Raw genomic sequence first — 24,768 nt, 5'->3', positions numbered from 1 at the left:
TGGCTGCACCGTGGTTTATCAGGTAAACCGCGGCGCTTCGATTCGCGAGCAGGTTCGCTCCCGCAACACAGCAAAACCGGGTTTCAGATCGCTTCCAGCTTCGCATACCCCAGCATCAGCCACTTGCTGCCTTCACTGAAGTTCACCTGAACCCTGGCCTGAGCGCCGGTCCCCTCGAAGTTGAGGATTACGCCATCGCCAAAGATCGAGTGCCGGACGGCCTGGCCGAGGCTCAGGCCGGTCTCCGGAATCTCGCTGCCGCTGAACAGGTTGCTGCCGCTCATCGACTGATTGCCGCCGAACGGACGGCTGACGCTGTTCGACAGCCGCACCTCCTGGACCAGACCTTTCGGCACTTCCCGTACGAATCGCGATACCTTGTTGTAGGTTTCGCTGCCATACAGGCGCCGGGTTTCGGCATAGGTCATCACCAGATTCTGCATGGCCCGGGTGATACCGACATAGGCCAGGCGTCGCTCTTCCTCAAGACGCCCCGGTTCTTCCAGACTCATCTTGTGCGGGAACAGACCTTCTTCCATGCCCACCAGGAACACGTAAGGGAATTCCAGGCCCTTGGCGCTGTGCAGGGTCATCAGCTGAATGCTGTCTTCATGTTCGTCGGCCTGGGTGTCACCGGCTTCCAGCGAGGCGTGACCGAGGAAAGCCGCCAGCGGTGTCAGGTCTTCGTCCTCTTCGGTGTTCTCGAAGTTGCGCGCAGCGCTGACCAGTTCTTCAAGGTTTTCCACCCGGGCCTGGCCTTTCTCGCCTTTTTCCGCTTCGTGGTAAGCGATCAGGCCGGATTGCTCGATGACGGTCTGGGTCATCAGATGCAACGGCATATCGGCGCATTTGGCGGCGAGGTTCTCGATCAGCTCGATAAACGCACCGAGGGCGCTGGCTGCGCGACCGGTCAGGCCTTTGTTGGTCACCAGCTGGCGCATGGCTTCCCACATTGACACATCGCTGTGGCGTGCATGTTCGCGGATCGCCTCGACGGTTTTCTCGCCGATGCCCCGTGCCGGAACGTTGATCACCCGCTCCAGTGCTGCATCGTTGCCGCGACCTTCCAGCAAACGCAGGTAGGCCATGGCGTTCTTGATTTCCGCTCGCTCGAAGAAGCGCTGACCGCCATAGATACGGTATGGAATGCGCTCGCGCAGCAGGGCTTCTTCCAGAACGCGGGACTGGGCGTTGGAGCGGTAGAGAATCGCGATATCGCTGCGAGCCAGGCCGGTTTTCAGTGCGCTTTCGATGGTTTCGACAACGTAGCGTGCTTCATCGTGTTCGTTGAACGCGGCGTACAGATTGATCGCTTCACCGTCGCCACCGTCGGTCCACAGCTCTTTGCCCAGACGTCCGGTGTTGTTGGCAATCAAGGCGTTGGCCGCTTTCAGGATGCCGGCGGTGGAGCGGTAGTTCTGCTCCAGACGGATGGTCTCGGAATCCGGGAAGTCGGAGGAATACTGATGAATGTTCTCGATTTTCGCGCCGCGCCAGCCGTAGATCGACTGATCATCATCGCCGACCACCATCAGGCTGTCGCCGCCCTTGCCCAGCAGACGCAACCAGGCGTATTGCACGGCGTTGGTGTCCTGGAACTCGTCCACCAGGATGTGCCGGAAACGCTTCTGGTAATGCGCCAGCAGGCCCGGATGGTCGCGCCACAGGTCGAGGGCGCGCAGCAGCAGTTCGGAGAAATCGATGACCCCGGCGCGCTGGCAGGCAGCCTCGTAGGCCTCATAGATGCCGCGCATGGTGGCCAGGTACAGGTCGCCGCTGGCCTGAATGTGTTGCGGGCGGAGACCTTCATCTTTCTGCCCGTTGATGAACCACTGGGCCTGACGGGCCGGCCAGCGCTGTTCGTCCAGCCCCAGCTCGCGGATCACCCGCTTGACCAGCCTTTGCTGGTCATCGCTGTCGAGGATCTGGAAGGTCTGGCTCAGCCCGGCTTCCTGCCAGTGCGCCCGCAGTAAGCGGTGCGCCAGGCCATGGAAGGTGCCGACCCACATGCCGGCCGGGTTGATGCCCAGCAATTGCTCGATGCGGTGACGCATCTCGGCGGCGGCCTTGTTGGTGAAGGTCACCGACAGGATCGAGTGGGGCGAGGCGTTTTCGACCTGGATCAACCAGGCGATACGGTGCACCAGCACTCGGGTTTTGCCGGAGCCGGCACCGGCCAGGACCAATTGACGACCAACGGGGGCCGCTACGGCCTGGCGTTGGGCATCGTTGAGGGAATTCAGCAGAAGGGAGAGATCATCGCGCATCGGGGCATTCTAGGGTGCGTCGCAGGCCCGGGCAAACCGAGCTTTGCATTAGCCGATGAAAGTGCTGTCAATGACGACCGGTCGGTCACCCGCCACAGGCGTTGGCCCGCCTCGCTTCGGGGCTTTGACGGGTGGCGTGAGGCTGAAAAGTTTCGGCGAAATTATGATCTGGAGCAGTTTGGCAAGTGGTTGGGCTTGTGTATGCTCCGTCCACGTTTTCGGGCGCATGCTCACACTTATAAGAACAAGAACGTTGCCTATGACCCTCAGCTTCGACCTGTCGGGCCCCTCTGTGGAACCCCGGATGATCCGCAAGCATTACGCCACCCAGATGGCGGTCGAACGCACGCGTCTTCTTTATCAGGGTTCGCTGTTGCCCACCCTGTTCATGCTGATCAATGGTCTTGTCTGCGCCGGTCTGCTCTGGAGTCCGCAGCGCTACTTCGTGGTCAGCGCCTGGCTGATCTGGCTATTGTCGCTGGTGGCGTTGCGAGTGATCCAGGTCGCGGCATTCGATTCGGCGATACCCGATCGCCAGGCCCGGCCGGTTTGGGGGCGAATGTTTCTGCTCGGGTCGACCATGACCGGTTTGACCCTGGCCGCAGCCGGCATCGCCCTCGTGCCGGCCGACAATTTCCTGCAGCAGGCATGGGTTTTCGGCCTGATCGGCGCTGCGACGCTGTCGGCCAGCGTGGCCTACGCCGTAAGCATTCCGGCCTTTCTATCCTTTACCTTGCCATGCCTGCTTCCGGCCATCGGCTATCTGTTCTGGGGAGGCGACGAACTGGCGCGTGGCTGGGGCTGGCTCGGTCTGATTCTGCTCGGTTCCCTGAGCGTGGTGGCATGGCAGGTCAACCGCTTGATCGACCGTGGCTTGCTGCGGCGCTTTCAGAATCAGCACCTGATCGAACACCTGCAACAGGCGCAAACTCGCAGCGATCTGCTCAATCAGGCGTTGGCAAAGGAAATCGAGCAGCGTCGCTCGGCCGAAGGCAAGTTGCGTGAGGCGCAGGCCGAGCTGGAGGATCGGGTGGCCCGGCGCAGCCGTGAGCTGGATGTCGCCAATCAGGCCCTGAGCAAAAGCGAAGCGCGCCTGGCCCTGGCGTTGAAGGCCAGTGAGCTGGGGTTGTGGGACTGGAACCTGCAGACAGACGAGGTTCACCACACGCAGATCCAGGAATTGTTCGGCATTGACCCTGAATACGTCACCGGCTTGCTCAGGCATTTACGACCACGCTTGCATCCCGAAGATGTGCCGCCACTCAAACGGGCGCTGATCGAGCATTTGAAAGGCCGCAGCGAGGACTATCAGATCGAATACCGGGTGCGTCATGGCGACGGGCACTGGGTCTGGATCGAAGACCGGGGCCGGGCGGTCGAGCGCGATGAGAGCGGTCGGGTGCTCCGTATGGTCGGCACCCGACGCGACATCAGCGCCAGCAAAAATCTGGAAGCCCAGCAGCAATTGGCCGCGACGGTGTTCGAGGCGGCCAGTGAAGGCATCGTGATCCTCGACCCGAATTATTCGCTGATCGCGGTCAATCAGGCTTTCAGCCGGGTGACCGGTTATGACATCGATGACATGCTTGGTCGCAATGTCGTGGAACTGCCATGCAGCCGCGACGCCCGGCGACATTACGTCTCCATCCGCCAAGCGCTGGAGCAGCACGGCAGCTGGCAAGGCGAGCTGGTGGAGACCCGCAAGAACGGCGAGCTTTATCCGCAATGGCTGCAATTGAATGCGGTGCGCGATAGTCGGGGAAATGTCAGTCATATCGTCGGCTTCTTCGCCGATTTGTCCGCGCGTCGCGAATCCGAGGAGCGGATGCGCTACCTGACCCACTATGACGAACTTACCGGCCTGGCCAACCGCTCGCTGTTCCGCGAAAGGTTGCATGAAGCGCATCAGCGTGTGCGACAGGGCGGGCGACGTAATCTGGCGCTGCTGCACATCAACCTGGATCGCTTCAAATTGCTCAATGACAGCCTGGGCCATGAGATAGCCGACCAGTTGCTGCAAAGGATGTCGCGGCGCCTGGTCAGTGCCTTGCCGGAAGCGGACACGATCGCCCGATTATCCGGCGACGAGTTTGCGGTGTTGTTCGATGCTTACAGCAACCTGTCGAGCCTGGCGCGAGTCGCGACACGGTTGTCGTGCAAGCTGCGTCTGCCGCTGACGGTGGAGGGGCATGAGCTGGTGGTGAGCGCTTCGATGGGGATCAGCATGCTGCCGGACAACGCCCGGGAGATCGCGGCGCTGGTCAGTCAGTCGAACATGGCGATGCAACATGCCAAGCATCTGGGCGGCAACAATTTCCAGTTCTACACCGACAGCCTGCAGGCCAGCACGTTGGAGCGTCTGCAACTGGAAAACCAGCTGCGCAAAGCCATCGAAGAGCGGCAGCTGAGCGTGTTCTACCAGCCGAAACTGTGTCTGGAGACCGGCCGTCTCAACGCCGCCGAAGCACTGGTGCGCTGGGATCATCCGAGCATGGGCCGAGTGCCGCCGGGGGATTTCATCGGGCTGGCGGAGGAGACGGGGCTGATCGGCCCGATCGGCGAGTTTGTGCTGCGTCAGGCTTGTCGGCAGGCGTGCGATTGGCAGCGTCAGGGTCTGGAGCCGATTCGGGTTTCGGTGAATCTTTCAGTGCATCAGTTGCGCCAGGGAAAACTGGCCAGCCTGGTGCGCCAGGTGCTGGAAGAAACCGGGCTGGCGCCGCACCACCTCGAGCTGGAGCTGACTGAAAGCCAATTGCTCGACAGTGTCGAGCACATCATCGCAACCTTTCAGCAATTGCGTGATTTGGGTGTGAAGCTGGCGATTGACGATTTCGGTACCGGTTATTCGTCATTGAGTTATCTGAAGCGGATCCCGGTGGATTACGTGAAGATCGATCAGGCATTCATTCGCGGGTTGGGCGAGGGCAGTGAAGACGCAGCGATCACCCGCGCGATCATCGCCATGGCCCATGGGCTGTCGCTGAAAGTGGTGGCTGAAGGTGTCGAGCGGCAGGAGCAACTTGATTTCCTGAAAGCCGAGGGCTGTGACGAAGTGCAGGGGTATCTGATCAGTCGCCCGGTGGAGGCCGCCGGCCTCGCTGGCTTGTTGCGTCGGCAGGAAAATCCTCGGTAAAGGGGCTACATGCAATGCATGTCGCCTGATACGGGGCGATCCGGTTACGCATTGAGCAGGCAAAAAGCCAATTCATGTAGTATAACTACAAGCTTGCTACATCCCCGGCATCTGGCCAAAGCACATCTTTCCATAACAAGAGTCCAGCCCCTTGAATCTGCTGCAGCACATCGCCCAGTCACGTCACCTGTTACGCAAGTCGGAGCTCAAGGTCGCCGACCACGTGCTGCTTGACCCCGCGGCGGTGATGCACAGTTCCATGGCAGACCTGGCCCACAGCGTCGGCATCAGTGAACCGACCATCGTGCGTTTTTGTCGTGCCATCGGTTGTTCCGGTTTTCAGGATCTGAAACTCAAGCTTGCGCAAAGCCTCGCGGCGGGCGCGAGTTTCGGTCAGTTCGCGATCCATGAAGACGACTCGGTCGCCGACTACAGCCTGAAAATTTTCGACACCACCCTGCACACGCTGATGGAAGTTCGCGAGAAGCTCGATCCGCAGGAGTTGCAGCGCGCGGTGACGCTGATGTCTCAGGCCCAGCGCGTCGAGTTCTATGGTTTTGGTGCATCGGGCGCAGTGGCTGCGGATGCGCAGCACAAGTTCTTCCGTCTGTTGCTGACCGCTGCGGCGTATTCCGATCCGCACATGCAGGCGATGTCGGCGGTGACGCTGAAGCCCACCGACGTGGCGATCTGCATTTCCCAGTCCGGTCGTTCCAAGGATTTGCTGATCACTGCCAACCTCGTCCGGGAAAGCGGTGCATCGCTGATCACCTTGTGCCCGAGCCAGACACCGTTGGCTGAGCTGTCGACGGTCAACCTGGCAATCGATGTGCACGAGGACACTGAAATCTATACGCCGTTGACGTCGCGCATCGCCCACCTGGTCGTGATCGATGTGCTGGCCATGGGCGTGGCCATGGCGCGGGGTCCGAGCCTGGTGAACCACCTCAAGAGCGTCAAGCGCAGTCTGCGCAGCTTGCGACTGTCGCCAAAAGCGGTCAAAGCGCTGGATGACTGAAGGTCATGGAATGAGGTCAATCTTCATCTGTCTGTAACCCCGGCGAAGCCAAACCGTCATCCCCCGCGCCTATCGTGAAACTCCCGTACTCGCCTTGGGAGACTCGAAATGGCTCAGCCTTACGAAGAACGCAACAGCGCCGCGAAAACCCGTCGTCAGCAGGAAGACCAGCGCCGCATGGAATTTCGTCGCGCCATCGAAGATCGCTTCGAACTCCGTCAGCTTCAGTGCGAGATCAGCGATTTTCCCGAGGATATAGAACTCAACTACTGGCAGGCATCTTCCGCGGCTTCCCGTCGAAGCGCTCAACCAGCGCGCTGACCTGCGCTCGCTCGCTACGGATGAATGCCAGGAAGGCATGCGCCACCGGTGACAGCCGCTTGGCCTTGGCCTGTACCAGGCACCAACTGCGAAAGAGCGGCAGTTCTTCGACCGGAAGCTCCACCAGGCCGCCGGTCGCCAGCTCCAGGTTCAGGGCGTGGCGCGTCAACAGCGCCACGCCCAGACCTGCCACAACGCATTCACGCTGAGCTTCGGCCGACGCCACTTCCTGTGTCTGCGTGAAGTGCACGCGTTTTTCCTTGAAGTACTCCTCGCAGGCCAGTCGCGTTCCCGAACCCGGCTCCCGAATCAGCAGTGTGTAGGGTTCGAGGTCCTGCAAGCGCAGCGGCCCCATGTGCGACAGCGGGTGATCCGGCGGGGCGACCGCGACAATCGGGTTGTTGAGGAACGGCAGAAACTCCAGGCCCATGTCCTGCGGCACCATCGACATGATCACCAGGTCGTCGCGGTTGTCGGAAAGGCGGCGGATCACCTGACCGCGGTTGACCACCGTCAGTTGCAGATTGACTTCGGGGTGCTGGCGCCGGAAAGCGGCGAACAGGTGCGGCACGAAATACTTGGCGCTGGATTCCACCGCCAGTTTCAACTGACCCTGCAAGGAGCCCTGCATGTCCGACAACTGCATGTCGAGGTTTTCCAGGCGGCCGAAGATGTCGCGGCTGGCGCGCTGAAGTGCTTCGGCGGCCTCGGTCATGTAGAGTTTTTTGCCGACATAGTCGAACAGCGGCTGTCCGATCAGCTCTTCCAACTGACGAATCTGTAGGCTGACGGCCGGCTGCGTGAGAGACATTTCCTCGGCTGCGCGACTGTAGGAGCGTAAGTCACACACTTCGTTGAAGATCTGCAATTGACGCAATGTCATACGCATCAAGGACTTACGCATTTTTCACCCACTCGGGCCACTGGCTGATGCTGTGACTATAAGTCTTTACTTATGCCTGACCCAATTTTTATTCATTTTTGTTAATTCCTTGTGAGCGCTAGTGTGAAGCCGCGACCAGATTGAAACATTTGGTCACGCGTCGACCTGGGTCTAGCAGGTCGTGGGTACCACCGGCTCAAGGGAACCTCCAAGTGATAACAAAGATCCTGATCGCCAACCGGGGTGAGATCGCCGTACGAATCGTGCGTGCCTGCGCCGAAATGGGCATTCGCTCGGTTGCGATTTTTTCCGACGCCGACCGCCATGCCTTGCATGTGAAGCGTGCCGATGAGGCCCACAGCATTGGTGCCGAGCCGCTGGCCGGTTACCTCAACCCGCGCAAGCTGGTGAATCTGGCCGTGGAAACCGGCTGCGATGCGCTGCATCCCGGGTACGGTTTCCTTTCGGAAAACGCCGAACTGGCGGAGATTTGCGCCGAACGCGGAATCAAATTCATCGGCCCGTCGGCGGAAGTCATTCGCCGCATGGGTGACAAGACCGAAGCGCGCCGCAGCATGATCAAGGCCGGCGTACCGGTCACACCGGGTACCGAAGGCAACGTCTCGGGCCTGGAAGAAGCCTTGAGCGAGGGCGACCGTATCGGTTACCCGGTGATGCTCAAGGCCACCTCCGGTGGCGGCGGGCGCGGTATCCGTCGTTGCAACAGCCGCGAAGAACTCGAACAGAATTTCCCTCGGGTCATTTCCGAAGCCACCAAGGCTTTCGGTTCGGCGGAAGTGTTCCTGGAAAAATGCATCGTCAATCCCAAGCACATCGAAGCGCAGATCCTCGGCGACAGCTTCGGCAACGTTGTGCACCTGTTCGAACGGGACTGCTCTATCCAGCGTCGCAACCAGAAGCTGATCGAAATCGCCCCGAGCCCGCAACTGACCCCGGAGCAGCGTGCCTACATCGGCGATCTGTCGGTGCGTGCAGCCAAGGCAGTGGGTTACGAGAATGCCGGCACCGTGGAGTTCCTGCTCGCCGAGGGCGAGGTGTACTTCATGGAGATGAACACCCGGGTGCAGGTGGAACACACCATCACCGAAGAAATCACCGGGATCGACATCGTCCGCGAACAGATCCGCATCGCCTCCGGCCTGCCGCTGTCGGTGAAGCAGGAAGATATCCAGCATCGCGGTTTTGCCCTGCAGTTCCGGATCAACGCTGAAGATCCGAAAAACAACTTCCTGCCGAGCTTCGGCAAGATCACCCGTTACTACGCTCCCGGCGGCCCGGGCGTGCGTACCGACACGGCGATCTATACCGGCTACACCATTCCGCCGTTCTACGACTCGATGTGTCTGAAGCTGGTTGTGTGGGCACTGACCTGGGAAGAGGCGATGGATCGTGGCCTGCGAGCCCTCGATGACATGCGTCTGCAAGGTGTGAAGACCACCGCCGCGTATTACCAGGAAATCCTGCGCAACCCGGAATTCCGTAGCGGCCAGTTCAATACCAGCTTCGTGGAAAGCCACCCTGAACTGACCAACTACTCGATCAAGCGCAAACCCGAAGAGCTGGCCCTGGCCATTGCCGCCGCCATCGCCGCCCACGCAGGCCTGTGAGGAATAGAACAATGACTAAAAAGATTTTCGTAACCGACACCATCCTGCGCGACGCCCACCAATCGCTGCTCGCCACCCGCATGCGTACCGAAGACATGCTGCCGATCTGCGACAAGCTCGACAAGGTCGGCTACTGGTCGCTGGAAGTCTGGGGTGGCGCGACCTTCGACGCCTGCGTGCGCTTCCTGAAAGAAGACCCGTGGGAGCGCCTGCGCCAACTGCGTGCCGCGCTGCCCAATACGCGTCTGCAGATGCTTCTGCGCGGCCAGAACCTGCTGGGCTACCGGCATTACAGCGATGACGTGGTCAAGGCGTTCGTCGCCAAGGCAGCGGTCAACGGTATCGACGTGTTCCGCATCTTCGACGCGATGAACGACGTGCGTAACCTGCGCGTGGCGATCGAAGCGGTGAAGGCTGCCGGCAAACACGCCCAGGGCACTATCGCCTACACCACCAGCCCGGTGCACACCATCGATGCCTTCGTCGCCCAGGCCAAACAAATGGAAGCCATGGGTTGCGACTCGGTGGCGATCAAGGACATGGCCGGCCTGCTGACCCCGTACGCGACGGGCGAGCTGGTCAAAGCATTGAAAGCCGAGCAGTCGCTGCCGGTGTTCATTCACTCCCACGACACCGCCGGCCTGGCTGCCATGTGCCAGCTCAAGGCAATTGAAAACGGTGCCGACCACATCGACACCGCGATCTCCAGCTTCGCTTCGGGCACCAGCCACCCGGGTACTGAATCGATGGTCGCGGCCCTCAAGGGCAGCGAGTTCGACACCGGTCTGGACCTGGAGCTGTTGCAGGAAATCGGCCTGTACTTCTACGCCGTGCGCAAGAAATACCACCAGTTCGAAAGCGAGTTCACCGCCGTCGACACCCGTGTTCAGGTCAACCAGGTACCGGGCGGGATGATTTCCAACCTGGCCAACCAGTTGAAAGAGCAGGGCGCTCTCAACCGCATGAACGAAGTGCTGGCGGAAATCCCGCGTGTGCGTGAAGACCTCGGCTTCCCGCCGCTGGTGACACCGACCTCGCAGATCGTCGGTACCCAGGCGTTCTTTAACGTGCTGGCCGGCGAGCGCTACAAGACCATCACCAACGAGGTGAAGCTTTACCTGCAAGGCGGATACGGCAAGGCGCCGGGCACAGTGAACGAAAAGCTGCGCCGTCAGGCCATCGGCAGTGAAGAAGTGATCGACGTGCGTCCCGCCGATCTGCTCAAGCCGGAAATGACCAAGCTGCGTGCCGACATCGGCGCACTGGCCAAGTCCGAAGAAGACGTGCTGACCTTCGCCATGTTCCCGGACATCGGTCGCAAGTTCCTCGAAGAGCGTGCCGCCGGCACCCTCACGCCGGAAGTGCTGCTGCCGATCCCGGAAGCGGGCAAGGTGGCCTCGGCCGGCGGCGAAGGTGTACCGACCGAGTTCGTCATCGACGTCCATGGCGAAACCTACCGCGTGGACATCACCGGTGTGGGTGTCAAGGCCGAAGGCAAGCGCCACTTCTATCTTTCCATCGACGGCATGCCGGAAGAAGTGGTGTTCGAACCGCTCAACGAGTTCGTCGGCGGCGGCAGCAGCAAGCGCAAGCAGGCGTCGGCACCAGGCCATGTCAGCACCACCATGCCGGGCAACATCGTTGATGTGCTGGTCAAGGAGGGCGATATCGTCAAGGCGGGCCAGGCCGTGCTGATCACCGAAGCGATGAAGATGGAGACGGAAGTCCAGGCCGCTGTTGCCGGCAAGGTCACCGCCATCCATGTCGCCAAGGGCGACCGGGTGAACCCGGGCGAGATCCTGATCGAGATCGAAGGCTGAAATAACGGCCTCGATACAACGCTTTAAACCTCGGGGGGGCATGTGCTCCCCTTTTTTTTCGGCCGCGCCCCGAAGAGGATTCAGAACGCCATTCGCCATTGACCCGATACGCCGTGGTTGCGGCTGTCGGAGCCGATCTCTCCGGACAGACCGATATCCAGTGTGTGACTGTCAGAGAGTGCCAGTTCCAGTCCTGTGTCGAGTTTCAAGCTGTTGCGATCCAGTTCTGCTCCATAAACGGTGTAGTCGGACCCGCCGGCGACCAGCCGTTGTCGGGTACTGGTGAAGGTCTCTCCGTAAACGTGTTTCCACCCTGCGCTGAACCGCGGCGTGAGACGCATGCCGTTATCCAGTGTGCCGACCTTCGCCATGCGCAGACCGACGGTGGTGTTGAAGTTGCCTTGAGTTTGCGCGTGAACCTTGAGCGCCGCCGCGCCGCCTGTTTCGGTGTAACCGTTGCGCCGGTAGTGCTGATAACCGACACCGGCAAAGGGTTCGAAGGTCACGTTGGCCCCTCCCAGGTTGTATCCCGACTCGATGAACGCTTGTCGGGTGCTGGCGTGGTAGTTGCCCTTGAGCCGGTCATGGAAGCGACCGAATGCGACTTCGCGGCGGGTGCGGCCTTCATGACCGCTCCAGATTGCACCGAAGCGAAGTGACGACGGGCCGCTCTGGCGCAAGGCGTAGGCACCCAGGTGCCAACTGTCGAGATCGCCGTTCAGTTCTTTAGTGTCGATGCGAGTGTCGGATATCCCTCCCATCATTCCCAGGTACCATTCTTCGGTAACGCGCCAGTCCGTACCCAGCAGCAATCCTTTGGTGAAATGCTGCATGGGTTCCACATCGCGATCCAGTTTGCCGCCATGGCCGAGAGCTTGCAGCCAGACCCTGCCGCTGTCTGTGCTTGCGGCCGCATGACGTGGAGCGTTTCCCTGAACATCATGGGTGTCATCGAGTTGATGCATGGCCGATAGCAGGCTGTCGCTGACCGGTGTGACACTGCTTAAAGTCGCCTTGGCGAGGGTGGCATTGCTTCCGCCCGCCAGTTGATCCCAGGCGATGGCGGCTGTGGTTTCGTCGACCGCAAGCACGGCTTCGATGGCTGCGTTGCCGGCGGATGGAGGAGCATCCGTTGACGCTGGCAGCTCAACCACTTGGGTTTGTTGAGCTACGGGCGTTTCGGCCAGAGCCGGTTCCGGTGAAGGCACCGGTTTTTCGATGCTTTCTTCGAGGGCGCTGCCACTTTCTGTCGTGGCGAGCCTCTTGGAAGCAATGTCATTGGAAGGAATGTCATCGGATGTGTGAACTGGAACCGCCAAGTCCTTGGTGCTGACCGGGCTTGTTATGGGCGTCGGAGTGTTCCTTTCTTCACGAGGGGGTTCTTCAGCGGGACTGAGTGGAGCAGGTATTTCCTTCTTCTTGCGCGGCTTTTTGACCTTCACTTCGATATCGACGTGCGCGTCGGGCTCTGATTGCTCCGCCAGTGAAAATTCTACGCAACCGGTAGCCAGCGCAATGGCCAGGACAAGATGTTTGAGCTTGGAATTATGTTGTAGGGGCATTCCGTTCGGCCTCTTGAAGGGTGAGGCCAAACTGTAAAAGTCGAAGCAGGTGCCTCGATGCCGGGCGATTCCGAACCGTACGAAGGTGTTGGCGTCCGCTTTTGTAGCTCAATCAATGGCGAGGCATGAACCCGCCATGATTACTTGATCGACCGGACGCTTTTGCCTACAGCATCTGCTGAAGTATCGATTGGCGAAACCTCAGAAACTCATCTGCCATTGCCCGATCAACCCATGATTGCGACTGTTGCTGCCAATCTCGCCGCTGTAACCCAGCCTCAGCGTGTGCCGCGCGGAAACACCCAGATCCAGGCCGGCCTCAAGCACCAGGCTGTCACGATCCAGCGCGGTGCCATCGACGTTGAATGCTGTACCGCCAACGACGAAGGCCTGACGGGTCGAGCTGCTGACATCACCATAGGTGTGCTTCCAGCCGGCGGCCATCCGTGGTGTCAGGCTCATGCCATTGTCCAGTGAGCCGAGGTGCGCCAGGCGTACGCCGAAGGTGCTGCTGAAGTTGTCCTGGGTTTGGCTGTCGACCTGCAAAGCCGCCGCGCCGCCCTTTTCCTGATAGCGGTCGCGGTGATAACGCTGGTAGCCGAGGCTGGCGTAAGGTTCGGCGCTGAGCCGGCCGCTGCCCATGGCGTAGCCGAGTTCGGCGAAGGCCTGCTGGCTGTCGGCGTCGTAGTCGCCTTTGGGGCGGTCGCTGAAACCGTTGAACGCGACCATGCGTTTGCTTTCGCCTTGATGACTACTGTAAGCCGCGCCCAGGCGCACTGCGAACGGGCCATTCTGATGGTGGGCGTAGACCCCGGCGTGCCAGCTCTCGACATTGCCGTCGACACCGGTGGCGTCCAGATCGGTCTTCGAATACCCACCAAGAATGCCCAGTCGCCATTGTGGATTCAGTACCCAATCGGCACCGAGCACGCTGCCCCTGGTGCGCTGCTCGAGGCTGCCGTTGCCGTGTTCGCCATCGAGCTTGCCGTAGCCGCCGATGGCTTGTAGCCAGAGTCGTCCGCGAGCATTCGGATCATTCAGGTTTCGCGCTTCGGATGGCACACCGTTGGCGGCGAGGATCGGTGTGTCACGCTGCTCGAGGCCGACCATCAAGCCGGGACTGCCGCCCATTTGCCGCATCGCTGAAAGCATGCTGCCGCCCACCTGGCTGCTGGCGCCGAGGGTAGCGCTGGTCAGGTTGGCGTTGCTGGCGCCGGCCAGTTGTTCGATGGCCGCGCCGGCACTGCCTTGAGTGGTGTTGAGCAAGGCGTTGTACAGCACGTTGTTCTTACCTGTCGAGGCCAGGCTGTTGGCGGCGTTGCTGCCGTTGCCGGTGATGGCGTATTCATTGAACGCCACATCATTGCGGGTGTAGGTCAGATCAACCTGAGTCGGCGAGTAAGCAAGTGTCGGGGTGAGAAAGGCGTAGTCGCTGGTGACCGCACCGAACGTGCCGTTGACCTGCGCAGCCTGCAACACCGTGTATCGGCTTTGCCATGGATAGGTGCCGGTGCCGGGATTGACCGCGAGCGTCGCACCGTTGAGGTTGGCCGTGCCGCCGACCTGCACCGGGGCGCTGCTGCCATCGGCGTTGACGCCGTAAGCGAGGGTGGAGGCGTTGCCCATGTTCAAGTCGTGCACGACTGACGCGGTGCCGAGTCGGGTGTCGGTGCGCAAGGTACCATTCACATTGAGGTTGCCCACTGAGCCACCGCCGGCATAAACGCCGCCGGCGTCTACAGTCAGGTTGCCGGCGATGCCGCCCTGGTTGATCAGGGTGGCGCCATTGCGCACGGCACCGCCGTTGCTGAAATCGCCGCTGCCGCTCAGCGTCCAGGCGCCTTGCTTGACTTCCAGCCACTCGAAATTGCGGCTGTTACCAAAGCTGCCGCCCGCCGCGTCGTCCATCACCACGCGGTCATAACCGCTGCCGCCATCGACGACACCAATAAACCGGCTGCCGCTGCGCAGGGTCAGGCTGTCGTTGCCACCGCCCAGGTCCAGCGCCAGACCGTTGCTGCCGCTGAGGGTGCCGCCGTTGATCACGTTGTCGGCGAATTCACCGACGAACTTCACGCCGAAGCCGTCGAGCCCTTGAATGGTGCCGTAGTTCTCCAGCGTGGTGGCCGCCAGTCCCGAACCACCGCTGCCGTCGTCCACCAGAATGGCACTGTTGGCGCCGCTGATCAGCGCGCCTTTGCCGTTGAGGATGTAACCGCCGCCAAGGGCGATGCCTTCACTGCCATTGGCGAAGCCGCCCTTGTCCACGCCGCCCGCGCCGATGCCCTGAATGGTGCCGTAGTTTTCGATGTGGGCGATCTTGTCGATATCCACGCCGTCACCGTCACCATTGGCTTGCAACCCGGAATACGCGCCAGTGATGGTGCCGTGGTTGATCACCGTGCCGTCGCCATCGGAGCCGAAACCCGAGCCATTGCGCCCGGTGATCTGCCCGTAGTTGACCAGCGTCGCGCCAAGGTCGGTGGTGATGCCGTGGCGTCCACCGGAAATCACGCCGTAGTTGGTGACGGTGACGCCGGTTGCACTGTCGATATCGATGCCGTCGAACTTCTGGTCGGCGTTGAGCGAGTCGCCGGTCGATATCTCGCCGTAGTTGCTGATGGTCGCGTTGGCACCGGTCTTCATGCCGTCGCTGGCGTCGCCGCGAATCAGTCCGCCCGCGCGGTTGATGATCGTGGTTTTGACGCCGTCGCTGCGCAGCGCATCCAGATCCAGGCCCTGGCCTGTGGTCGAACGAAGGGTGCCGCTGTTGTCGATCAGCAGGTTGCCGCTGACGAAGTTGCTGTCGATGCGAATCGCGTCGTTGGAGCCGAGAATCTGCCCGCCGCTGCGGTTGTAGATTGCATAGTTACGCGCCTGGGTCAGGTCGCCGCTGCTGTCGATGGCCCGGCCACCGGTGGAGATGATCTTGCCGGCGTTGTCGATGATCACGCCGGCACTGCTGGTGCCGTCCTTGAGGCTTACGGCCTTGCCGCTGTTGGTGATACTGCCCGGTGCCGAAATCGTCAGGGTGTCACTGCCGCCCAATGTCTGCGACGCGGTGGTGGCGGTGTCGATCACGACATTCTTGCCGTGGGCGGCACTGGTGGCGATCAACAGGGCAGTGGCAAGCGACAGGCGCTGAGGCGGGAGCGGCATGGGGAGAACGTCCTTTTAGTTATTAGAGAGGGCGTTCTGTATAGCGAAGGGGTTTTACAGAATGATGTCTGGGTTATGTGCATTCTTTTGCAGATATGTCTGCGAGTTGAGTGCTTCATCTGCAATTCGCTGCAGATGAAGCAATAACAGACAAGAAACCCCTTCAACTGCCGCACTCGCCGTCGGGGGCTTCCTTCTTTGCGTTTACATACTCAGGCGCGGCACTCGACCAACCCCTTCACCTGTCCCTCGGCCGTCTGGTTCTCATCGCTCAACCAGCGCTCGAATCCGGCCGCCATGGCCGGCCATTCCGTATCCAGAATCGAATACCACGCGGTATCGCGGTTCCGGCCTTTCACGACCATGTGCTGGCGGAACACGCCTTCGAAGCTGAAACCCAGGCGCTCGGCCGCGTACTTGGAGCGGGCGTTGCCGTTGTTGCATTTCCATTCGAGGCGACGGTAGCCGAGGGCAAAGGATTCCTTGGCCAGCAGGTACACCGCCTCGGTGCTTTTCGGCGAGCGCTGCATGGGGGCGCCGAAGGTGACGTGGCCGATTTCGATGCGGCCATGAGCCGGGACGATCGACATCAGACTGAGAATGCCTTGCACCTGGCCGCTGGCGCGATCGATGACGCTGAAGAAATACGGATCGCTGTGGGCCGCGTGGTTGTTCAGCCAGTCATTGAAAGCGCTGCGTTCCGGAAACGGGCCGTAGGGCAAGTAGTCCCAGAGCTTCGGGTCGGCGCCCGGGCCTTGCAGGGCGTTGAACAGGTCGTTGCCGTGGCGCGCCGGGTCGAGTTTTTCCAGGCGAATGAAGCGGCCTTCGATCAGGGTGGTCGAAGGCGGTGGAACGCCTTTCCAGTCAGCGAGAGAAATCGTCATGCGCGTAGATCCTTAAATGGCTTTGCGAAACTGGATGAAACCCGGGCGTTCGGCGATGCGCTCGTAGAGCTGGATCGCGGTGGCGTTGGTTTCGTGGGTCAGCCAGTGCACCTTGCAGCACCCGTCGGCCTTGGCCGTGGCGTAAACGTGTTCGATCAGCAGGCGTCCCACGCCGGTGCCACGGGATTGCGGCTCCACCAGCAGGTCCTGCAGGTAGCAGGAGTTCTCGATGCTCCAGTTCGAACGATGGTAGATGAAATGCACCATGCCCACCGCCTTGTCACCGGCCCAGGCGAGCGCGGCATGAGTCGGTTCGTTCGGGTCGAGAAAACGCTGCCAGGTGCTGTGGCTGACGGCCTCCGGCAATTGGGTGTTGTAGAAGCGCAGGTAGGCCTGCCACAGCGGCAGCCAGGCCGCGTGATCGTCGGCGCAGACCGGACGGATGTCGATTTGACTCATGGTGATTTCCTTAACGCATCAAGTGAGCGAGGGTTTGATCATTGATGTCGGAGCTGGCGGCCAGGCCTTCGCGTACGCCGGCGATATCGGCGGGGCTGCGGTTCTGGCTGAGCTTGCGTTTGCCTTCGAGACGGTCGATCGGGATGGCAAAGCCGACGATGGCCTTGAGCATGCCGTCGATGTAATCGGCCGGAGCATCGTCGACCGACCAGGGCTCGGCACGGCCAGCCTCATGGCGATCGGTAAGGGTGCTGACGATGTCCAGCAGGCGACCGCCATCGCTGAAGGTTTCGGCGTGGCCGTAGGCGTGCACGGCGACGTAGTTCCAGGTCGGTACGACTTTGCCGTGTTCGGCCTTGCTCGGATAAAAGCCCGGGCTGACGTAGGCATCGGCACCTGGAAAAACCACCATGGCTTCGGCGCCGTCGCGCAGGTCTTTCCATTGCGCATTGGCCTTGGCCAGATGCCCGTACAGCGTACCGTTCGGACCTTGTTCGCGATGCAGCAGCACCGGCACATGGCTGGCCTGCAAACCGTGCTCACCGTGGGTCACCAGGATGGCGAGGCGGGTGGCGAGGATCAGTTCGTGCAGTTGGGACATGTCGTCGATGGCAAAGGCGCGGGGCGTGTACATGGAGAGATTTTCCTTGGCGAATGCCTGCATCGTAGGCAGGCTATTGGTCTGTTGTAAGAGCCATTGACGGCCAATTTCATAGGTCCATTGTCATGCCCGATCCGACCACCCTGTCGTTGTCGTTCAATCCTGCCGGCATCGAGCTCGACCGCCGCAAAGGCCTCAGCCGTCAGCTCTATCAGGCACTGCGCCTGCGGGTGCTGGACGGGCGTCTGGCCAGCGGAACCCGCTTGCCGGCCAGCCGGGATCTGGCCGCCGCGCTGTCGGTCTCCCGCAACAGTGTGGTGCGGGCTTACGATCAGTTATATGCCGAAGGATTTATCGAAGGGCGGGTCGGGGACGGTACTTACGTGGCGCAGTTGCCTGAATCGATAACGCCGTCGAAAAAACTGTCCACACAAGTATCCACAGGCTTTTCAACAGGGTTGCCCACAGACTTATCCACAAAAACCGTCGATTCCACTGTCTATTCATCCAGAAAAGTTATCCACAGCGGTGCGTTGCAGCGCCTGGAACAGAACCATTTGCCCCTGCCGCCGAGCGGACCGCCACGGGCGTTTCGCGTCGGTGTTCCGGCCTATGATCTGTTCCCGTTCGACGTCTGGGCCAAGCTGAACGCGGCGTTCTGGCGCAAGCCCGATCTGCAGCAATTGTGTTATGGCGATCCGGCAGGTGATGCGCGTCTGCGCGGTCTGGTCGCGGCCTATTTGCGCAGCTCTCGCGGCATGCAGTGCTCGGCTGAACAAATTGTGATCACCAGTGGTGCCCAGCAGGGAATCAGCCTTTGTGCACAGTTGTTGGTGGAACCGGGTGCAGGGGTGGGCATCGAGAACCCCGGATACCGCGCAGCGGGTCATGCCTTTGCGCTGGCCGGCGGCCGCCTGCGCGGCATTGCCGTGGACGAGGAGGGCATCGACTGTGCGGCGCTGGCCGCTGCCGAGGATTGCCGGGTGGCTTATGTGACACCGTCGCATCAATACCCGACCGGTGTGGTGATGAGCCTGGCACGACGCCTGGAACTGCTGGCCTGGGCGGAGCGTACCGGCGGCTGGATCGTCGAGGACGACTACGACGGCGAATATCGCTATACCGGTGCACCGTTGGCCCCGTTGGCTGCGCTCGATCGCCAGGGGCGCGTGCTGTACGTCGGCACTTTCGGCAAAGTCGCGTTTCCGGCGCTGCGTCTGGGCTATCTGGTATTGCCGCCAGGACTGGTGCGAGCGTTTACGCAACGGCGCGCGGTGGATGTGCGGCACTCGGAAGTGAGCACCCAGGCCGTGATGGCCGAGTTCATGGCCGCCGGGCACTTCCAGCGACACATCCGACGGATGCGCCGTGCGGCCCTGAGCCGGCGTAACACCCTATTGGCGGGGTGGCCTCGAGACGTACCTGGTGTCGGCAGCCTGCCGAGCGTCGCGGCAGGGCTTCACTTGACGGTCGCGGTCGATTCATTGGCCCGGGAGCAGGCGCTGGTCGAAAGCGCCGCCCGGGCTGATGTCGAGATCAACGGGTTGAGCAGTTACTGGTTGCCGGACTCGGACAGCCCCATGGACCGGCGAGCCGGACTGGTTCTGGGATTTGCAGCGGTGCCCGAGGCCGGCATCACGGCCGCTTTGAAGCGCCTGGAACAGGCCTGGCGGTAACGGAGACAAACGCTCCGCTGCGGTGTAATCGTCGTTCGGTGTGTCAGGGGCGGGGTAAAGAAGGACCCGCGCAGGCGCGGGTCGTCAAGGTTGGCAGATGCGGCTTCTCGGCAGTCAGGTACCGGACTTGATCTTGGTCCACGCCCGGGTCCGTGCCCGCTCCGCATCGCGCGGCAGCGGCTGCAGGGTGTAGAGCGTATTCATCGCCGCTTCGGTCGGGTACAGGTTGGGGTTGTTGCGGATCGCCGGATCGACGTGTTCGGTGGCGTCCTTGTTCGGGTTCGGATAGCCGACAAAATCGCTGACCGGCGCAATCACTTGCGGTTGCAGCAGGTAGTTGATGAAGGTGTAGGCGTCCTGCGGGTTCTTCGCGCCTTTCGGGATGGCCAGCATGTCAAACCAGATCGGCGCCCCTTCCTTCGGCAGGCGCATGTCGACCACCACACCGTTCTTCGCTTCCCTGGCACGGTTGGCGGCTTGCGAGAAGCTGCCCGAATAGCCGACCGCGACGCAGATGTCACCGTTGGCGATGTCGGCCATGTACTTGGACGAATGGAAGTAGGTCACGTACGGACGAATCTTCATCAGCAACGCTTCGGCCTTGGCATAGTCCGCCGGGTTCTTGCTGTTGGGATCCAGACCCAGGTGTTGCAGGGCCAGCGGCAGGATCTCCGATGGCGAGTCGAGCAGAGCGACGCCGCATTGCTTGAGCTTACTGATGTTTTCTTCCTTGAAGATCAGGTCCCAGCTGTCCACCGGCGCGTTGTCACCCAAGGCAGCCTTGACCTTGGCCGGGTTGAAGCCGATCAGGATGGTGCCGTACATGTACGGCACGGCGAACCGGTTGCCCGGGTCGTTGGCCTCGATCAGCTTCATCAGTTTCGGGTCGAGGTGGTTCCAGTTCGGCAACTGGCTGCGATCCAGCGGCTGGAACACCCCGGCCTCGATCTGCTTGGCCAGGAACACGTTGGACGGCACCACCACGTCGTAGCCCGAGTTGCCGGTCAGCAGCTTGGCCTCCAGCGCTTCGTTGGTATCGAAGATGTCGTAGACCAGTTTTGTCTGACTGTTCTGCGCCTTGAAATCTTCCAGGGCCTTGGGCGTGATGTAGTCGAACCAGTTGTAGACGCGCAGGGTACGTTCTTCGGCGTGGGCCACGCCGTTCAGCAGCACTGCGCACAGCGCGGGAGCGATGAAGTGCTTGAGACTTTTCATGACTCGAAACCTTCCAGCACGTTCACCGCATTGATGCCGATTTCTTCCACTGCGTAGCCACCTTCCATGACGAACAGGGTTGGTCTGCCGAGGGCGGCGATGCGTTTGCCCATGGCCAGGTAGTCCGGGCTGTCGAGCTTGAACTGCGAGATCGGGTCGTCCTTGAAGGTGTCGACGCCCAGTGACACGACGACGATGTCGGCACCGTAGTTTTCGATCTCCCGGCAGGCCTGTTCCAGCGCAGCGCTCCAGACATCCCAGCCGGAACCCGCCGGCAGCGGGTAGTTGAAGTTGAAGCCTTCGCCGGCCCCTTCGCCGTGCTCATCCTCGTAACCAAGGAAGAACGGAAATTCCGCTTCCGGGTGGCCATGGATCGAGGTGAACAGCACGTCGCTGCGCTCATAGAAAATCGACTGGGTGCCGTTGCCGTGGTGATAGTCCACATCGAGGATGGCGACTTTTTTGTGGCCTTGATCGAGGAATGCCTGAGCGGCAATGGCAGCGTTGTTGAGGTAGCAATAACCGCCCATCAAGTCACCGGCAGCGTGGTGTCCCGGTGGACGGCACAGAGCGAAGGCACTACGGGCACCACGCTGGATTTCCGCTTGCGCGGTCAGCGCAACCTGCGCTGCGCTGTACGCCGCTTGCCAGGTGCCAGCGGTGATCGGCGCGCCGCCGTCGAAGCTGTAATAGCCAAGCTGGCCGTGCAGGCTGGTGGGTTTGACTTGACGCAGGGTGCGCGCCGGCCAGGTGTAAGGCAGCAAGTCGCCGTCGGTGTTGAATTCGGTCCAGCGCGCCCAGGCGCCTTTGAAGAAATCGAGGTAATCGCGGCTGTGGATGCGCTCGATCGGTCCGAGGCCGAAATCCTTCGGCGCTTCGACCGGGCCGAGGTTTTGGTTTTTTACTCGTTGCAGTACATGGTCGGCGCGGGACGGCATCTCGAAGCAAGGCTTGAGCTGGCCGTCGATCAATTCGCAGCGGCCATGGTGCAGATGGTGATCGTCAGAATAGATCGTCAGCATTTGTTGTTCTCCGCAGGGGCTGATTCGGTGGGCCCCAGTGTTGCGGCGCAGCGCGCATCGGAAAACGGCCAGAGAGGCCAAAAGGGGATCGATGTGGCCAAAAATGCTGACCTGATATCGCCCCTCGACGGTTTAACCGTGTGGACGGAACTGACTGGGTGCCACGCCGCTCCAGCGCACGAAGGCATGGCGGAAGCTTGCGGTCTCGCTGAAACCCAGGGCTTCGGCGATGCGATAGATGGGCAGCTGATCCTCGCAGAGCATCTGCTTGGCCCGCTCGAAGCGCAGTTCGTCGAGCAGTTCCTGATAGCTGCACCCCATGTCTTTCAGATGCCGTCGCAGCGTGCGTGGCGAGCAATTCATCTGCTGTGCCAGACCTTCCAGCCCCGGCGCGGCGTTGAGTTGCGCGCTGAGCAGCTGGCGGATACGCCCCAGCCACGCCTGACGACCGGTGAACTCGGTGTTCTGTTTGCGGCAACGCTCGGCCATGGCCTGGTGAGTAATGATGTCGGCCAGTGGCAGCGGTTGGTCGAGCCAGCGCCGGTCGAAAGCGAAGGCATTGTCCCTGGCACCGAAGTGCAGAGGGGCATTGAAGTGTTCGGCGTAGCTGTCGCGGTAGTCCGGAGCGGCGTGCTCGAAGCGGGCGGCCAGCAGTGGCAGTGAATGACCGAGCAGGTCGTCGCAGATGACTTTCAGCGACACCAGACAGAACTCGGCATTGAACACGGCCATCGCCGGACTCTCGCGGTAATCGGCGGCGACGAACCAGACGCGCTCGCCGTCGTCCTCCAGGCTCAGTTCGAAAAGTGTTCCCAGCAGCGCCGGATAACGGATCGCCAGCCGCAAGGCGTCACCGAAGGTGGCACAGGTCAGTAGCGCGTAACCGAGGATGCCGTAGCAGGAAACATGCATGCGCCGGCCCAGTTCCAGGCCAATGTCATGCTTGAGCGCGACCGCGTTGGCACAGACCTGCATCTCCTGATTGGTGGTGATGCGGGTGTCGGCCCGGCTCAGATCCGCCGCGCTGATGCCGCTGCCGGCGAGCAGTGCCTCGCTGGACAGACCCTGGTCCCTGAAGGTGTTGAGCACAAGGGCGACGGCGTTGAGGGTGGTGAGGTGGGAGTGGAGCATAGAGACGTCCCGAGCGAAATACCTCTCTTTAAAGGCAAATTACATACCAAAACTTGGTCTCGGTTGTTTGCGGTAATTAATGTGTCACAGACACGGCCCTTTTTAATTCGTCCGATATAGGGAGCATGGCTCCCGCCTGTTTAATTTAATGCGAAATCATTTTCCTGGCGACTGTCAGAAATAACAGGTTTTCAAATATATAAACACCGTTGGTCATTTAGTTGCTAAATTTACTTAATTTGATTTCTTTCCTTGATTTGTATTTTTCGGGGTCTACGCTCAGTTTGTAGTCTCGGTGTTTGGCGTTTTTTAATAAGGGAAAGTGAAAAAATGAATCCGAATAATAGGGAAGTCGATGATCATCGCGCTTATGTAGAAAATATCTTGAAAACGCACGGAGAAGGAAAGAATCCTGTAAGTGAGGGGAGCATAAAAGGGAAGCTGGATGACCATGAATTTGAATGTCCGGCCGACTCATGGGTGGAATTTACGAACAAATACGGAGAGAGATTACTGCTCCTGTTCCGGAGCGATGACTTGCGTATTAATCTGGAGGTCAAACAATCAGCTTTATCCTCGAGTACTTATGTGTTCGATATGGGTGGAGGCGATTTTCTTTATGTACTTCCTGGTAATGATCAGCCCCGGTGGAATGCGGACACAGCAAAGTTTTCAAGTGTGTATTTTGATGCTGGTACAGGAAGGCTCGAGTCCGACGTCGAGGCGACTCTTTGGCGGGGTTATCCCCCAGATCAGGAAACGGCAAGATTGAAAGCGAAACTCTTTGTGGTTAAGCCTGCAAAATAGTAGATACCCCTCCATTGCAGTAAGGAGGGGTGTCTTTCATCTTAATTGATGAGTTGACCGCAGAATAGATCAACTTACAAAGACAGTTCTCCACATAGATCCAGTTCCACGAACTGCCGAACGCTTGTTATTTCAAGTCCCGCACCCAGCAAGGCATTCAACTTGCCGAACGCTGCTTCGCGAGTCATGCCGCCACCGGACAGCACGCCAACGCCCCGCAAGCGGCTGCCGGCTTCGTAGATATCCAGCTCCACGCCGCCCTCATGACACTGCGTGACCGCAACCACCACGACACCTTTATCCCGCGCCCGACCGAGGCTGGCGAGAAACTCCGGGTTGTCGCTCGGCCCGGTGCCGCTGCCGTAGCACTCCAGCACCAGACCCTGAATGCCGCTGTCGAGCAGGCCGTCGATGATCCCGGCGCTGATGCCCGGGAACAGCGGTAACACGGCAACTTTGGCCAGTTGCTTAGGTTGGTTGTAATTCAGCGCTGCCGGCAGGGACGTGGCTTTCACGCCGCCGCCCTGACGCTCCAGACGTTTGAACGGATGACGGCCGAAGCTGCGCACTTTTGCGCAACGGGTCGGGGCCAGCAGCTCGCCGTGGAAATACAGGTGAACACCCGGCGCCAGGCCGTGGCCGAGGGCGACCAGTGCGCCGCTGAGGTTTTCCCAGGCGTCGCTGTCGGTGACGCCGGCCGGCAGCATCGAACCGGTGAAGCACACGCGGGCATTCAGGCCCAGCAGTTGGAAACTCATGGCGGCGGCGCTGTAGGCCAGGGTGTCGGTGCCGTGCAGGATCAGCACGCTGTCGCAGCCTTGCACATCGACGGCATCGACCACGGCTTCGCGCAGTTGCTGCCAGTAGGCCGGCGTCATGTTGGCGCTGTCGATCAGCGGCGCCATTTCGCGAAAGCGCCACTGCGGCACGATCAGCTCGGGCTGGCTGTGCAGGTAGTCGCGCATCCGCGCTTCGAAACCGGAGGCCGGGGCCAGGCCGTTCGCGCTGGCCTGCATGCCGATGGTGCCACCGGTGTACAGCACCATGACGTGCCGGGCGGCAGGGTAGGTCGAGGAATGCATGGGGAGTTCTCCGAAACGATGAGTTCCTGTGGGAGCGAGCTCGCTCCCACAGTTTTTCGAACTGTAACTGACGGGCGCAGGGGATGCGCCCGTCATTCAC

Annotated in this window: 18 protein-coding genes; 7 read left to right on the top strand and 11 right to left on the bottom strand. The window is 60.8% G+C overall.

The window, feature by feature from the left end; genetic code table 11:
• Window positions 1-83: 83 nt before the first annotated feature.
• The gene (uvrD, locus tag ACK6BI_RS18565) at window positions 84-2,267 is read right to left on the bottom strand and encodes a DNA helicase II (protein WP_409318183.1); all 2,184 of its coding nucleotides are present in this window, start codon (window positions 2,265-2,267) and stop codon (window positions 84-86) included.
• A 259-nt stretch (window positions 2,268-2,526) separates the two neighbouring features.
• On the opposite strand from uvrD, the gene ACK6BI_RS18560 reads away from it, so the two are divergent.
• The 3 genes from ACK6BI_RS18560 to ACK6BI_RS18550 all read left to right on the top strand — a co-directional run bounded on the left by ACK6BI_RS18560 (window position 2,527) and on the right by ACK6BI_RS18550 (window position 6,739).
• The gene (locus ACK6BI_RS18560) at window positions 2,527-5,400 is read left to right on the top strand and encodes a putative bifunctional diguanylate cyclase/phosphodiesterase (protein WP_409318182.1); all 2,874 of its coding nucleotides are present in this window, start codon (window positions 2,527-2,529) and stop codon (window positions 5,398-5,400) included.
• Between the two features lie 151 nt (window positions 5,401-5,551).
• Window positions 5,552-6,418, top strand: coding sequence for a transcriptional regulator HexR (gene hexR / locus ACK6BI_RS18555; RefSeq protein ID WP_065260884.1), 867 nt, complete (start codon window positions 5,552-5,554; stop codon window positions 6,416-6,418).
• Between the two features lie 108 nt (window positions 6,419-6,526).
• Complete coding sequence (locus tag ACK6BI_RS18550; protein WP_409318181.1) at window positions 6,527-6,739, top strand: PA3496 family putative envelope integrity protein; 213 nt, start codon at window positions 6,527-6,529, stop codon at window positions 6,737-6,739.
• Here ACK6BI_RS18550 and ACK6BI_RS18545 read toward each other — a convergent pair.
• Window positions 6,681-7,643: a LysR family transcriptional regulator gene (locus tag ACK6BI_RS18545; RefSeq protein ID WP_409318180.1), complete on the bottom strand. Its 963-nt coding sequence runs from the start codon at window positions 7,641-7,643 to the stop codon at window positions 6,681-6,683. The two genes, ACK6BI_RS18550 and ACK6BI_RS18545, sit on opposite strands and share 59 nt — an antisense overlap.
• A gap of 191 nt (window positions 7,644-7,834) precedes the next feature.
• Here ACK6BI_RS18545 and ACK6BI_RS18540 point away from each other — a divergent pair, with 191 nt between their 5' ends.
• Together ACK6BI_RS18540 and oadA are read left to right on the top strand one after the other, a co-directional pair.
• Complete coding sequence (locus tag ACK6BI_RS18540; protein WP_065260882.1) at window positions 7,835-9,250, top strand: acetyl-CoA carboxylase biotin carboxylase subunit; 1,416 nt, start codon at window positions 7,835-7,837, stop codon at window positions 9,248-9,250.
• A gap of 11 nt (window positions 9,251-9,261) precedes the next feature.
• Window positions 9,262-11,070, top strand: a complete 1,809-nt coding sequence (gene oadA / locus ACK6BI_RS18535) for a sodium-extruding oxaloacetate decarboxylase subunit alpha (protein WP_260521573.1) — start codon at window positions 9,262-9,264, stop codon at window positions 11,068-11,070.
• 80 nt (window positions 11,071-11,150) lie between these two features.
• Here the strand turns inward: oadA and ACK6BI_RS18530 are convergent, their stop codons facing one another.
• The 5 genes from ACK6BI_RS18530 to ACK6BI_RS18510 form a co-directional block, all read right to left on the bottom strand.
• Window positions 11,151-12,632 (bottom strand): autotransporter domain-containing protein, encoded by a 1,482-nt coding sequence (locus ACK6BI_RS18530; protein ID WP_409318179.1) that lies wholly within the window; start codon window positions 12,630-12,632, stop codon window positions 11,151-11,153.
• A gap of 201 nt (window positions 12,633-12,833) precedes the next feature.
• Window positions 12,834-15,791 (bottom strand): autotransporter domain-containing protein, encoded by a 2,958-nt coding sequence (locus ACK6BI_RS18525; protein ID WP_409318178.1) that lies wholly within the window; start codon window positions 15,789-15,791, stop codon window positions 12,834-12,836.
• 212 nt (window positions 15,792-16,003) lie between these two features.
• The gene (locus tag ACK6BI_RS18520) at window positions 16,004-16,675 is read right to left on the bottom strand and encodes a GNAT family N-acetyltransferase (RefSeq protein ID WP_409318177.1); all 672 of its coding nucleotides are present in this window, start codon (window positions 16,673-16,675) and stop codon (window positions 16,004-16,006) included.
• A 12-nt stretch (window positions 16,676-16,687) separates the two neighbouring features.
• Window positions 16,688-17,134: a GNAT family N-acetyltransferase gene (locus ACK6BI_RS18515; protein WP_409318176.1), complete on the bottom strand. Its 447-nt coding sequence runs from the start codon at window positions 17,132-17,134 to the stop codon at window positions 16,688-16,690.
• Between the two features lie 10 nt (window positions 17,135-17,144).
• Complete coding sequence (locus ACK6BI_RS18510) at window positions 17,145-17,768, bottom strand: FMN-binding negative transcriptional regulator (RefSeq protein ID WP_409318175.1); 624 nt, start codon at window positions 17,766-17,768, stop codon at window positions 17,145-17,147.
• Window positions 17,769-17,860: 92 nt separating this feature from the next.
• On the opposite strand from ACK6BI_RS18510, the gene ACK6BI_RS18505 reads away from it, so the two are divergent.
• The gene (locus ACK6BI_RS18505; protein WP_409318174.1) at window positions 17,861-19,411 is read left to right on the top strand and encodes a PLP-dependent aminotransferase family protein; all 1,551 of its coding nucleotides are present in this window, start codon (window positions 17,861-17,863) and stop codon (window positions 19,409-19,411) included.
• A gap of 114 nt (window positions 19,412-19,525) precedes the next feature.
• Here the strand turns inward: ACK6BI_RS18505 and ACK6BI_RS18500 are convergent, their stop codons facing one another.
• The 3 genes from ACK6BI_RS18500 to ACK6BI_RS18490 form a co-directional block, all read right to left on the bottom strand.
• Complete coding sequence (locus tag ACK6BI_RS18500; RefSeq protein WP_409318173.1) at window positions 19,526-20,626, bottom strand: polyamine ABC transporter substrate-binding protein; 1,101 nt, start codon at window positions 20,624-20,626, stop codon at window positions 19,526-19,528.
• Window positions 20,623-21,648, bottom strand: coding sequence for a histone deacetylase family protein (locus ACK6BI_RS18495; RefSeq protein WP_409318172.1), 1,026 nt, complete (start codon window positions 21,646-21,648; stop codon window positions 20,623-20,625). Before ACK6BI_RS18495 ends, ACK6BI_RS18500 begins: the two co-directional genes overlap by 4 nt.
• A gap of 132 nt (window positions 21,649-21,780) precedes the next feature.
• Window positions 21,781-22,779, bottom strand: a complete 999-nt coding sequence (locus ACK6BI_RS18490; protein ID WP_409318171.1) for an AraC family transcriptional regulator — start codon at window positions 22,777-22,779, stop codon at window positions 21,781-21,783.
• A gap of 330 nt (window positions 22,780-23,109) precedes the next feature.
• On the opposite strand from ACK6BI_RS18490, the gene ACK6BI_RS18485 reads away from it, so the two are divergent.
• Window positions 23,110-23,586 (top strand): hypothetical protein, encoded by a 477-nt coding sequence (locus ACK6BI_RS18485; protein WP_409318170.1) that lies wholly within the window; start codon window positions 23,110-23,112, stop codon window positions 23,584-23,586.
• A gap of 74 nt (window positions 23,587-23,660) precedes the next feature.
• Here ACK6BI_RS18485 and ACK6BI_RS18480 read toward each other — a convergent pair whose 3' ends face one another.
• A complete protein-coding gene (locus ACK6BI_RS18480; protein ID WP_409318169.1) occupies window positions 23,661-24,668 on the bottom strand; it encodes an asparaginase in 1,008 nt (335 codons plus the stop codon).
• Window positions 24,669-24,768: the final 100 nt, after the last annotated feature.

It is taken from the genome of Pseudomonas sp. KCJK9016, assembly GCF_046231795.1.
Classification (GTDB): Bacteria; Pseudomonadota; Gammaproteobacteria; order Pseudomonadales; family Pseudomonadaceae; genus Aquipseudomonas; species Aquipseudomonas bananamidigenes.
This window is presented reverse-complemented; position numbering and strand designations above follow the sequence as displayed.